The sequence below is a fragment of the Caulobacter sp. P1_B12_2 genome (genome assembly GCF_056406675.1).
Window position 1 is genome coordinate 1 of record NZ_JBFTZS010000097.1, and the last position, 12,140, is coordinate 12,140.

Annotated in this window: 12 protein-coding genes; 9 read left to right on the top strand and 3 right to left on the bottom strand. The window is 67.2% G+C overall.

Features of this window, described 5'->3' with window-relative positions; translation table 11 throughout:
- A partial coding sequence (locus AC1DZ6_RS08345) for a hypothetical protein (protein WP_477096731.1) occupies positions 1-389 on the bottom strand: 389 nt, incomplete at its 3' end.
- Between the two features lie 270 nt (positions 390-659).
- Between AC1DZ6_RS08345 and AC1DZ6_RS08350 the strand changes: the two genes are divergently transcribed.
- Complete coding sequence (locus AC1DZ6_RS08350; RefSeq protein ID WP_477096732.1) at positions 660-1,607, top strand: SDR family NAD(P)-dependent oxidoreductase; 948 nt, start codon at positions 660-662, stop codon at positions 1,605-1,607.
- A 16-nt stretch (positions 1,608-1,623) separates the two neighbouring features.
- Here the strand turns inward: AC1DZ6_RS08350 and AC1DZ6_RS08355 are convergent, their stop codons facing one another.
- Positions 1,624-1,767 (bottom strand): hypothetical protein, encoded by a 144-nt coding sequence (locus tag AC1DZ6_RS08355; RefSeq protein ID WP_477096733.1) that lies wholly within the window; start codon positions 1,765-1,767, stop codon positions 1,624-1,626.
- A gap of 217 nt (positions 1,768-1,984) precedes the next feature.
- Between AC1DZ6_RS08355 and AC1DZ6_RS08360 the strand changes: the two genes are divergently transcribed.
- The 7 genes from AC1DZ6_RS08360 to AC1DZ6_RS08390 all read left to right on the top strand — a co-directional run bounded on the left by AC1DZ6_RS08360 (position 1,985) and on the right by AC1DZ6_RS08390 (position 10,248).
- A complete protein-coding gene (locus AC1DZ6_RS08360; RefSeq protein WP_477096734.1) occupies positions 1,985-4,258 on the top strand; it encodes a TonB-dependent receptor in 2,274 nt (757 codons plus the stop codon).
- The gene (locus tag AC1DZ6_RS08365; protein WP_477096735.1) at positions 4,255-5,445 is read left to right on the top strand and encodes an MFS transporter; all 1,191 of its coding nucleotides are present in this window, start codon (positions 4,255-4,257) and stop codon (positions 5,443-5,445) included. The genes AC1DZ6_RS08360 and AC1DZ6_RS08365 overlap by 4 nt, the downstream gene beginning before the upstream one ends.
- A gap of 69 nt (positions 5,446-5,514) precedes the next feature.
- Complete coding sequence (locus AC1DZ6_RS08370; RefSeq protein ID WP_477096736.1) at positions 5,515-6,216, top strand: TetR/AcrR family transcriptional regulator; 702 nt, start codon at positions 5,515-5,517, stop codon at positions 6,214-6,216.
- Between the two features lie 40 nt (positions 6,217-6,256).
- Entirely contained in the window at positions 6,257-7,531 is a 1,275-nt protein-coding gene (locus tag AC1DZ6_RS08375) for a D-arabinono-1,4-lactone oxidase (protein WP_477096737.1), read from the top strand.
- A gap of 11 nt (positions 7,532-7,542) precedes the next feature.
- Positions 7,543-8,694, top strand: coding sequence for a DSD1 family PLP-dependent enzyme (locus tag AC1DZ6_RS08380; RefSeq protein ID WP_477096738.1), 1,152 nt, complete (start codon positions 7,543-7,545; stop codon positions 8,692-8,694).
- A 133-nt stretch (positions 8,695-8,827) separates the two neighbouring features.
- Entirely contained in the window at positions 8,828-9,601 is a 774-nt protein-coding gene (locus tag AC1DZ6_RS08385; RefSeq protein ID WP_477096739.1) for a DUF2092 domain-containing protein, read from the top strand.
- 8 nt (positions 9,602-9,609) lie between these two features.
- A complete protein-coding gene (locus AC1DZ6_RS08390; protein WP_477096740.1) occupies positions 9,610-10,248 on the top strand; it encodes a hypothetical protein in 639 nt (212 codons plus the stop codon).
- Between the two features lie 9 nt (positions 10,249-10,257).
- Here the strand turns inward: AC1DZ6_RS08390 and AC1DZ6_RS08395 are convergent, their stop codons facing one another.
- A complete protein-coding gene (locus tag AC1DZ6_RS08395) occupies positions 10,258-10,875 on the bottom strand; it encodes a flavin reductase family protein (RefSeq protein ID WP_477096741.1) in 618 nt (205 codons plus the stop codon).
- 165 nt (positions 10,876-11,040) lie between these two features.
- Between AC1DZ6_RS08395 and AC1DZ6_RS08400 the strand changes: the two genes are divergently transcribed.
- A partial coding sequence (locus AC1DZ6_RS08400) for an alginate export family protein (protein WP_477096742.1) occupies positions 11,041-12,140 on the top strand: 1,100 nt, incomplete at its 3' end.

The following is a 12,140-nucleotide window of genomic DNA, read 5'->3' on the forward strand; positions in this document are numbered from 1 at the left end:
CCCTTCAGCCCTTGTGCTTGCAATCGCGCCGCCATGGCCCTGGCGCGGGCGTCAAGCTGGGCGTAGGTCCAGGTCTCGACCTGGGCGTCGGTTCCGCGAACGAACTTGTAGGCGATGCGCGTCGGTTGCGTGCGCGCCCTGGCCTGCAGCACCTCGATGAAGGTGGCGTGGCGGCCAATGGCGCTTTCGGTGACGGCCCCATCGACCACCCTTCGTTCGCTACCAAGAGAAAGCAACTTGTTCGCCTCCGTGGCAACCTGGCCGGTGCTGATTTCTTTCAGCACTTTTTGGTTGTGTTGATAGACGCAATCCGGCTTCGACGAGCGAAGTGGATAAAGATGACTGGCTGAAGTTTGTGGCGTAAACTGTGCAGAGAAATAAACGGCCACGAAAAACGTGTTATAGACTTTGTAGATACGAGGACGCGAAGCCGGTTTCGGCTTCTATGCTGAAGCGTCGATGCAATCTACAGGTGAAGATCTTGTGTTCGGCAACCTTCCATCGCACCGCAGCATTTGTCAACCCAAAGCTGCGCAACCTTTTCGGGTGAAGTGCGATTTACTCAATCGTTGTGCAGCGCGGCTAACGTAAGATGCGGAGCTGCTCCACGAAGCCGTGCTCCGTTGTCTGACTTCGAACATCGAAAGGGATCGTCGGCCATGCGCACAGCAGTCGTCACCGGCGCCAATCGAGGGCTAGGCGAGGCCTGCAGCCAGACCATTCTGAGCTCGGAGGCCTGGCGGGTTGTCCTGGCGGTCCGCGACGTGACGGCGACCGGCGACACCGTCCGCCTCGCCGGCGCCGATCGGGCCCTGCCCAGCCGGCTTGATCTGGGATCGCTGGACGACGTCCGCGCCTTCGCCCATCGGGTGGCCGCCGACGGTCCGATCGACGCCTTGGTCTGCAATGCCGGGATCCAGCACGTCGCCCCCGGTCTTGTACGGACGAAGGACGGCCTGGAGAGCACCTTTCAGGTGAACTTCCTGGGGCATTTCCTGCTGGCCAACCTGCTGTTGCCGCACATGGCCCGGCCGGGTCGCATCGTCTTCGTCTCGAGCGGCACGCATGATCCCAAGCAGAAGACCGGCTTGCCAGCGCCGGTCTATCCGGGCGCCGAGAAACTGGCGCGTCCCGATGAAGAGGCGGGCGACGCGATGAAGATCGGCCTGCGCCGGTACACAACCTCCAAGCTCTGCACCGTCTACGGCGTCCACGAGTTTCATCGTCGATTGCGCGAGGCCGGCGTGGATGGGATCGACGTCAACGCCATGGATCCCGGCATGATGCCCGGCACCGATCTCGCGCGCGAATATCCGCCTTGGATGCGCCTGGCCTGGGACCACCTGCTGCCGGTGCTGCGCCCGTTCCTCCACAACACAAATTCGCCGGAGCGTTCGGGCCGGAACCTTGCCGCGCTGGCGACGGCGCCGGCGTTCGACGGCCTCTCCGGCCGCTATTTCGAGGGCGTCAAGGAGATACGGTCCTCGGCGCTCTCCTACGACGCGGCCAACGCGCGGGAGCTTTGGGAGACCAGTTGCCGACTGGCCGGATTGCCGGCGAACGGCTTGATCGACACGCTTCGAAAAGACGCGCCCCAGCCTGTCTGAACTCAGCCCGATCCGATCAGAGCGCCTGCGTCATGCTCGATGGAGGCGCGCTCGGCGTTTCCGCGGCATGGGCCCGCGACCCGATCATGGCCGACAGGACCGCTGCGCCGAAGATGATGGCGATCAGTCCGGCGCTTTGCCAGAAGTGCGATGTGTGCATGACGTGCTCCCTCAGCACCGAACAGACTACGCCGTTCCGACCAAAGGCCAATCGGGTCGATTCCTGATCTGTAGAGCTCGAAATTTGAGCGACCGGGCGTGAAAAATGCCGTCGTTAGAGACGGCTTGCGCGGTCGAACCTTGCTCCACGAACGCCGCTTGCCATAACGATAGCTTTAGCTACTGTAACCCTCATAAAACAGTAAAGGGGGTATGGAATGCGGAAGCTTCAGGTGCTCGCGGGCGTCGCCGGGATGGCGATGATGGCGGCGGCGGGCCAAGTCTACGCTCAGGGGCCGCTGGCCCAGGAGGCGGTCGCGCTCGACGAGATCGTCGTCACCGCCCAGAAACGTTCGGAAAACCTTCAAGACGTGCCGGTGTCGGTGACCGCCTTGACCGCCGACCAGCTCAAGGACCAGCGGGTCGGCGACGTGCTGGCGCTCTCGGGCCTGTCGCCGGGGCTGCAGATCAAGACCGACGACAACGCCGCCAATCCGCGCATCTTCATCCGCGGCATCGGGGTCAACGACTTCAACCCCAGCACGGCCAGCGCCGTCGGCGTCTATGTCGACGGTGTCTATGTCGCCTCCCCGCTTGCCCAGATGGCTGGCTTCTATGATCTGCAGCAGGTCGAGGTGCTGCGCGGTCCCCAGGGCACGCTGTACGGCCGCAACACCACCGGCGGCGCGATCAACGTCACCACCAAGAAGCCGACCAGCACGCCGGAAGGCGACCTGGCCGTGGATTACGGCCGGTTCAATTCGCTCAACGTCCAGGGCGGCTTCGGCGGTCCGATCGCCGACACGCTCGCCTTCCGCGTCGCCGGACTCTACGACAAGAGCGACGGCTATACGCTCAACCGGTTGACGGGCCACAAGGGCAACGACGCCGACCGCAAGGCCGTGCGCGGCGCCTTGCAGTGGAAACCCGACGACAAGCTGACGGTCGATGTCTCGGCCAGCTACAGCAAGTCGAGCGGCGGCTCGATCCTGACCTACAACCGTTCCCTGGTCGCCCAGACGGCCGAGGCGGCCAGCACGGCCGATCCCGATCCCACCTTCGGCTACATCTTCTGCAAGCCGAGCTACTATACCTCCGGCCAGTGCACGAACGTCGCCGGCTACGCCAACACCAGCAGCGACAAGTACGCCGGCGACTACCGCTTCGAGGGCAAGGACGTCGTCAAGCTGTTCGGGGCGACCAGCGCGGTCAGCTACGACTTCGGCGGCGTGACCCTCTACTCGATCACCGGCTACCAGCAGGCCAAGCGCGACGACTACGAAGAGACCGACGCCAACCCAATCTCGATCTTCGACGCCCGTTACGTGGCCCAGCAGGACACCACCAGCCAGGAGTTCCGCCTGCAGTCGAACGGGGCGACCGCCCTGCGCTGGGTCGCCGGCCTCTATGCCGCGCGCGACAACCTGGACAACGACAGCCACTACAATGTGCTGGAGGTGGCCCGCGTCCCCGATCCGATCAACAACCCGACGGGCATGGATCCCGCCAACAGCGTCGGCGTGTTCGGCTGGCCTCTGCACCAGAAGACCACCAGCTACGCCGCCTTCGGCCAGGTCGACTACGACCTGACCGCGAAGCTGACCCTGACCGGCGGCCTGCGCTGGTCGCAGGACAAGAAGACCTTCCACTATGTCAGCGACGTCGATTACGGGCTGCTGACCCTGTTCGAGTACGACAACCAGAAGACCTTCAGCTCGATCTCGGGTCGGGTGGGTCTGCGCTATGCGGTGAGCGACGACGCCAACGTCTACGCGACCTACAATCGCGGCACCAAGAGCGGCGGCTTCTTCAGCGGCCAGACCACCGATCCGGACGACCTGGGTCCGTACCGGGACGAGACCGTCAACGCTTACGAGGTGGGCGCCAAGAGCGAGTTCCTGGACCGTCGCCTGCGGGTGAACGTCTCGGCCTTCTACTACGATTACAAGGATTTGCAGGTCTACACGGTGATCCAGCGCAACGGCCTCCCGGTGCAGCTGTTCACCAACGCCTCGAAGGCTCGCGTCTATGGTGGCGAGGCCGAGATCGAGGCGCGCCCGATGAAGGGGCTGAGCCTGACCCTGGGCGCGTCGCTGTTGAGCGCCGAGTACAAGGACTTCCAGTCTCTGGGTGAAGACTATTCAGGCAACACCCTGCCCTCCGCACCCAAGGCCAGCGTGAACGGAACGGCGCGCTACGAGCACCCTGTGGGCTCCGGCGACCTGATCACCCAGCTGGACTTCACCTATCGCGGCAAGGTCTATTACGACACGGCCAACACCGAGCGGCTCAGCGACAAGGCCCGCGCCTATGTCAACGGCCAGGTCGGCTGGGCCTTCAGCGACGGGCGCTACGAACTGGGCGTGTGGGGCAAGAACCTGGCCGACACCACCAACATCTCCGACATCACGCCGATCGCCGCGTTCGGCTTCGACGTCTTCAGCATGGGTCCGCCGCGGACCTACGGCGTCTATTTCCGGGCCAAGTATTGAGCACGATCGACATACCGGCCGCCGCCGCCTCGAACCCGCCGGTTCCGGGCGTCTGGATCGGCGCGCCGCCTAGTCTGGTCCAGCGCCTGACGGTGTTCTGGATCGGGCTGGTCGGGGTGTTGTTCCCCGGGGTCGGCCCGCTGCTGCTGGGCGGCATGGAGGCAGCTGGTCGGCTGACGGCCAATCAGCTGGGGCTGGCCGGCATGGCCGAGCTGGTGGCCATGGGCGTCGGCGCGGCCGTCGTCGGTCCGCTGTTCGGCGAGCGCCGGCTGCGCCTGGCGGCGGTGACCTGCGGCCTTCTGCTGGCGGCGCTGGACCTGGCCACGACCCGCGTCTCGGGCGATCTGCTGATCCTGCTGCGCGCCGTCGCGGGACTCCCGGCCGGGGCGATGATCTGGCTGATCACCGGCATGATCGTCCGCTCGCCGCGCCCAGAGCGGTGGGCGGGCCTTTATCTGACCATCCAGACCCTGCTGCAGCTGGGTGTGGTGACCGCGATAGGCGCGTTCGTCATGCGGCCGTTCGGCCCGGACGGCGGCTTCGTGGTGCTGGCCGCCCTCACCGTCTCCGCTGTTGTCGCCGGCCTGGCCATTCCGAGCGCCTACGCGCCCCTGGTCGAGACCGAGGACAACCCCAAGGGCCTGCCCAGTTCGCGCGGCTGGATCGCCCTGGCCGCCGTCTTCTGCTTTCAGGCCTTCATCCTGGCGGTCTGGATCTACGCCGAGCCGCTGTCGCGCCAGGCCGGGCATCCGGCGGGCGTCGCCAGCGCCGCCTTCGCGGTGTCCCTGGCCGCCCAGGTCGCGGGCGGCGCGGCGGCCACGGCCTTGGCCGGCCGATTGTCCTGGTTCTGGGCGCTGGTGGCCGCGGTGGTCGTGGCCGCGGGCGCGCTGTTCGTGATGGCCAGCCTGCCGTCGGCGGCGGTGTTCCTGGTCGCTTCGGGGGTGTTCGGCTTCGTCTGGCTGTTCGCCTCGCCCTATCTGACGCCCCTGGCGATCGAGGCCGACCCCAGCCGTCGCGCCGCGCTGCTGGGTCCGGGAGCCAGCCTGCTGGGCTGCGGCGCGGGGCCTCTGCTGGCCTCGTTCGTGGTCAGCGGCGCCGATGTGCGGCCCGCGGTCTGGCTGGGCATGGGCCTGGCGCTGGTCACCCTGGTGATCGTCGCTTTCCTGCACCTGACCCGGTCGCGCTAAGGGTTCACGCTGATTGGCTTTTTTCGTCGAAGCGCTCTAGTCCAGAAGGACTGGAATGGAGAAATCGGCATGCCGAAGGCGACGGCCAGGAAGACCGCCGGCCCCGACATCGCGCTGGACGCCAAGCTGCAGCCGACCCAGGCTCGCGGACAGGACACCTACGAGATCGTCCTGGCCACCGCCGGCGAGATGCTGGGCGAGAGCGGTTTCGAACAGCTGACCACCAACGCCATCTGCAAGCGCGCGGGCCTGACCCCGCCGGCCCTCTACCGCTACTTCCCCAACAAGTACGCGATCCTCAAGGAGCTGGGCGACCGGCTGATGAAGGCCCAGGACGACAAGGTCTTCGCCTGGATCGAGGCCGGCGGTCTGGACGCCGACACGGCGGCCGAGCGCATCGAGAAGAATGTGGTCATGCTGACCGAGATGATCGAGATGACCCGCCAGTTCCCCGGCGGCGCGGCGATCGGCCGGGCCCTGCGCGCCGTGCCCATGCTGCAGCAGCTGCGCTTCGCCTCGCGCGACATGGTGGCCGGCCAGTTCGCCGAGATCCTCCAGGCCCGCTATCCGGACGCGCCCGAGGCTCGGGTTCGGCTGGCCATGCGGATGATGGTCGAGCTGACCTATTCGGCCACCGAAATGGCCGTCGAGGAGCCGGACCAGGACGCCCTGGCCCTCAGCCGCGAGGTCTGTCTGCTGTTCGAGCGGTATTTCGACACCTTCGGTGATCCGTCGCTGGTTCCTTGGAACGACGTGTTGCAAGAACAGTAGTTTTTACTATCATACCTGCATCGCGAACGGGGAGATGCGGATGACGGGGTGGAGCAACTGGTCGGGCAGCGTCGCGGCCTCCCCTCGCCTGATCGCCAGGCCCCGAGACGCCGGCGAGCTGGCCGCTCTGGTCGCTCAGGCCGGCAAGGCCCGCGTGGTCGGGGCCGGTCACTCGTTCATGCCGCTATGCGAGACCGGCGACCTGCTGCTGAGCCTTTCCGACTACGAAGGCGCGGTCGAGATCGCGCCGGACCGCAAGACCGTCTGGGCGCCGGCCGGCTGGAGCCTCAAGCGGCTGACGGCGGCCCTGTGGGCGGAGGGGCTGTCGCTGATCAATCAGGGCGACATCAATCCGCAGTCCCTGGCCGGCGCGATGTCGACCGGCACCCACGGCACCGGCGCGGAGCTGGGCAGCCTGTCGACCCAGGCCTGCGGTTTCAGGTTGATGACCGCCGACGGCGCGATCGTCGAGTGCGGACCCGACCAGAACTCCGAGCTCTACCAGGCCCAACGCCTGTCGCTCGGCCTGCTCGGCGTCGCCGTCGAGATCCGGATTCATGTCGTTCCGGCCTATCACCTAGAAGAACGGGTCGAGCGACGCCCTCTGGCCGAGGTGGCCGAGCGGCTGGACGAACTGGCGACCGCCACGCGCCACATGGAATTCTTCGTCTTTCCGTATTCGGACGATGTGATCTTCAAGACCCTGCATCCGGTCGCCGCCGAGGCCTCCGACCGTCCGGCCCGGGAGATCGGCGAGGACAGCGAGGCGACGTTCAAGACGATCTGCGACCTCTGCGCCGCCGTGCCGATGCTCACGCCGTCCCTGCAGCGCCTGATGATGCGCATGATGGGCAAGTCCAGCCGTCGCGTCGGTCCGGCCCACGAGATCTTCCCGTCAGAGCGAAACATCCGCTTCGAGGAGATGGAATACGAGCTGCCGCGCGCCGCCGGCCTGCCGACCCTGAAGGCGGCCATGGCCCACATCCGCAAGCGCCGGCTGCCGATCACCTTCCCGTTCGAGTTCCGGCTGGCGGCCGGCGACGACATCTGGATGAGCCCTTTCAACGCCGGTCCTGGCGCCTCGATCTCGTTCCACCAGTACGCCAGGATGCCGTGGCGCCCGGCCTTCGCCGAGATGGAGGCGGTGCTGCGCGACGGCGCGGGCCGTCCGCACTGGGCCAAGCGCCACACCCTGACGACGGCCGATGTCCACCGACTGTATCCCCACGCCGGCGACTTCGTGGCCGCGTGCAAGACCTGGGACCCGGCCGGCAAGTTCGCCAATACTCACCTGACGCAACTCTTCGGCCTTTGACGAGAACCGCCATGACCGACCATGACCTGCACGCCCACCTGATCGGCGCCCCCGGCTCCCGCCGCGAGCTCAACACTCCGGTGCTGGTGATCGACCGACCGGCCCTGGAGCGCAACATCCTGCGGATGGCGCAGTTCGCGGCCAGCAAGGGCGTCAAGCTGCGGCCTCATGCCAAAACCCACAAGAGCGTCGATATCGCCAAGCTGCAGATCGAGGCCGGCGCCGTGGGCCTGTGTTGCGCCAAGATCGGCGAGGCCGAGGTTCTGGCCGACGGCGGGGTGTCGACCGGCCTGCTGATCACCTCGCCGGTGGTCTCGGCCTCAGCCGTGGCCCGGCTGGTCAAGCTCAACGCCGCCACGACCGATCTGATGGCGGTGGTCGACAATCCGCTTAACGTCGCCGCCATGGGCCAGGCCGTCAGCGCCGCCGGCAAGCCGCTGAAGGTGGTCATCGATCTGGATCCCGGCATCCACCGCACCGGCGTCGCCTCGCCTGAAGCCGCCGTGGCGCTGTGGCGGGCGATCGAGGCTGAGCCTGCCCTGATCTACGCCGGTCTGCAGTGCTATTGCGGCATGCAGCAGCACATCGAGAGCTTCGCCGACCGCAAGGCCAATCTCGAGGATCGCGGGGCCTATATCCGGTCGGTGATAGACGCCCTGACCGCCGCCGGTGGGCCGCCGCCGATCGTCTCGGGCTCGGGCACCGGCTCGCACCGGATCGACGCGGAACTGGGGATCTTCACCGAGTTTCAGGTCGGCTCGTACGTGTTCATGGACGGTCAGTACCTGGTCTGCGACATCGCCGGCGACGGAGCGGACGAAAGCCCTTACGAGCCCTCGTTGCTGATCGACGCGCGGGTGGTCAGCGCCAACACGCCGGGCATGGTCACGGTCGACGCGGGCTTCAAGGCGCTGTCCACCGACGCCGAGCCGCCGACGGTGCTGGGCGGCGCGCCGGACGGGTCGCGCTATTTCTTCATGGGCGACGAGCACGGCGCGATCCTGCCGCCGCCCGGAACGGCGACGCCGGTCCTGGACGACCGCGTGATCCTCGGCGCGCCGCACTGCGATCCGACCGTGAACCTCTACGACACCTATCATGTGGTGGATGGCGACACCCTGGTGGCGCTGTGGCCGGTCTCGGCGCGGGGGCGGTCGCGCTAGGGCGCGGCCAGCCGAAAAGTTCTCCCCAGATGAGGATTCTGGACAGACCCGCCTAGGGAATCCCTCGATATCCACCTTCGGGTTCTCAGGCCCATCCTGCCGGCTCTCTGTATCCGGCCGGAGGCCAAGACCCATGAGCGTGTTTCGAAAGATCCTGGTCGGCGCTGTCGCGCTGCCGCTGGCGATCGGGCTGGGCGCGACCGCCCACGCCCAGCCGAAAACCGCGCCCGCGACGAAGCCCGACGCCGACGCCCTGGCGGCGCTCAACAAGATGGGCGAGGCGCTGAGGACCCTGTCGGGGTTCACGATCACCGCCGACATCACCACCGAGCAGGTGCTCGACAGCGGCCAGAAGCTGCAATACGGCGGCGACGTGAAGATCGAGGTCCAGCGGCCCGGCGCGTTCAAGATCTGGACGAAGTCGGACCAACAGGAGCGGGAAGTCTACTACGACGGCAAGTCGCTGACCGTGTTCGCGCCGAAGATCGGCTATTTCGCCACGGTCCCCGCGCCAGCGACCATCGACGCGACCCTCGACGCGATCAGCGACAAGTACGGTCTCGAGGTCCCGCTGGCCGACCTGTTCTCGCTGGGCGTGGATCCGGCCCTGACCGCCAAGATCGAGTCCGGCTTCGACGTCGGCCCCGCGATGGTCGCCGGCAAGGCCTGCGAGCACTACGCCTTTCGCCAGGCGGAAGCCGACTGGCAAGTCTGGATCCGCTCGGAAGGACCCGCCCTGCCCTGCAAGATGGTGATCACCACGACGCAGGACGAAGCTCAGCCGCAATACACGGCCGTCATGACCTGGGAGGCCTCCGCCCCGCCCCAGGCGCACTACACCTTCAACCCGCCCGCCAGCGCACACCGCATCACCCTCGCCGACGTGACGGCGGCGGGCGCGAAATGAGGCCGCCCATGAACAAGCTCCAGAAGACCCTGGTCATGACCGCCGCCATCGCCGTCCAAGGACTAGCGGTTCCGGCCACCACGCTCGCCGCCGACCTCTTCGCCGGCCAAGCCCTGCTGCCTAAATCGGCCTCGACCGCCGAGTGCCAACGCGGGGGACGCGGAGGCGGCGGTGGTGGTGGCGCCCGGTCGTCGGGCGGGGCGGCTTCCCGGCCCTCGGGCGGCGGCGCCGCGCGGTCCACCGGCGCACCGGCCCAGAGAGCGCATGCTGGCGGCGCCGACAGCCGCAACGTGCGAAGCAACGCAAGTCAAAACGTCAATCGCGGCTCGAACGTGAATTCGAACCGGAACGTCAATCGCAACACCAACGTCAACCAGAACGTCAACGTCAACGTCAACGGCAACTACGGCGGCGGCTACGGTTACAACAATGGCTGGGACCATCACCCGATCGCGGCCGGCGTGGCAATCGGCGCCACCGCCGCCGTGACCGCGGCCGTGGTGGGCTCGGTGGTCTACAGCGTTCCGCCCAGCTGCTCGACGGTGATCGTCAACGGCATCAGCTATTCGCAGTGCGGCAGCACCTGGTACGCGCCGCAGTATTCCGGGACGAACGTGCAATATGTCGTGGTCAACTCGCCACAGTGAGAGGCCGGCCTAGGCTGGTCGGCGCATCTGGAACTTGTGGGCCTCGCTGATCTCGAAATAGTCGGCGGGACCGCCGCCGCGGAGGATCGGTTCGGCCGCCACGGTGTCGTAGACGCAGTCGACCAGCAGCGTCTGGTCGATATGCACCATCACCACCTCGCCCAGGGTCAGCCAGGCGTCCACCGGTGCGCCCTCGGCGTCGGTCAGGCGGATCAGCTGGGTCAGGCGGCATTCGAACGCCACGGGACTCTCGGCGACGCGCGGCGCGGCCACCCGCTGCGAGGGGACCGGCGTCAGTCCAGCCAGGGCGAACTCGTCGACATGGTCGGCGACCATGGCCGAGGTGGCGTTCACCGCCTGGGCCAGCGACCGCGTCGCCAGGTTCCAGACGAACTGTCCGGTCTCCTCGATGTTGCGCACCGAGTCCTTCCAGCCGGTGCTCGAGAACCCGATGATCGGCGGCCGGTAGTTGAAGGCGTTGAAGAAGCTGTACGGGGCCAGATTGCGAACCCCCGCGGCGCTGACCGTCGAGATCCAGCCGATCGGCCGCGGCGCGATGATGGCGTTCAGCGGATCGTGCTTCAGGCCATGGCCGGTCTTGGGGTCGTAGGAGTGGATCGCGGTCATGGGCGCCTCGTCTTGCCRACACCTGTCTTACGGGCAGGCGCCGCGACCCGCCAGCCGTCGCCGGCCTTGCTGCGGGTTTCGTGGCCGCAGGCTTCTGGTGCATCCTGGCCGGAGTCGCCGCGATCCTGACCGGCCGTTGGTCGATCGTTCGCCGGGAGTTTTTGTGTGAAGATCCAGATCGCAGCCCTCGCCGTGGCCGCCGCGCTCGCCATCGCCGGCGTCGGTCACGCCGCCGACGCGCCGCCTTTCAAGCTGATCCGATCGGACGAGAGCTACGCCTATCTGGCGGACAAGCCGGGCGCGGGCCTGGACAGCCTGCGCTACCTCCCGCTGGGACCCGACGCCTATCTGTCGTTGGGCGGCGAGGCCCGTCTGCGGGTGGACTCGTTCGACGCGCCGCGCTTCGGCGTCGCCGGAGCGAAGGCGGATCTCTACGGCCTGGGCCGAGCCCTGTTCAGCGCCGACCTGCACCTGGGATCGCGGGTGCGGGTCTATGGTGAGTTGGGCCTGCACCGCGATTTCGACAAGAAGGATCCGCCGGCCGTCAGCGACCGCGACGGCCTGGACGCGCAAGTCGCCTTCATCGACGTCACGCCAGACGCCGACCGTCGCTGGCGACTGCGTCTGGGTCGTCAGGAGATGGCGTTTAACCCGACCCAACGCTTTGTCTCGGTGCGCGAGAGCCCCAACATCCGCCAGAGCTTCGACGGCGCGCGCGCGACCCGCCAGGTCGCCGGCCTGCGGCTGGACGCCTTCTATGTGCATCCAGTGGCGATCCAGACCGGCGTCTTCGACGACAGCAGCAACCGCGACCAGCAGTTCTATGGCGTCTACGTCTCGAAGGCGCTGAGCAAGACCGTCTCGCTGGACGTCTACGCCTTCGAACTGGACCGAGACGGCGTCCGCTACGGCGCGGTGCGCGGCGACGAGCGACGGAGCAGCTATGGCGCGCGGCTGGCCGGCAAGCGCGGTGCGATCGACTACGAGGCCGAGGGGGTGATCCAGGGCGGCCGGTTCGCCGATCGCGACATTCGCGCCTGGGCCGGCAGCCTCGGCGGCGGCTACACCTTGGCCAGGCCCTGGTCGCCGAGGCTAGGCCTGCGGCTCGACACCGGTTCGGGCGACGACGACGCCGGCGATGGCGCGCTGGGAACCTTCAACCCRCTGTTTCCGAAAGGCAGCTATTTCAACGACACCAGCCTGACCAGTTGGAGCAACCTGGTCGCCGTCCGTCCCAGTCTAGGCCTCTCCCCGCGCCGTGACGT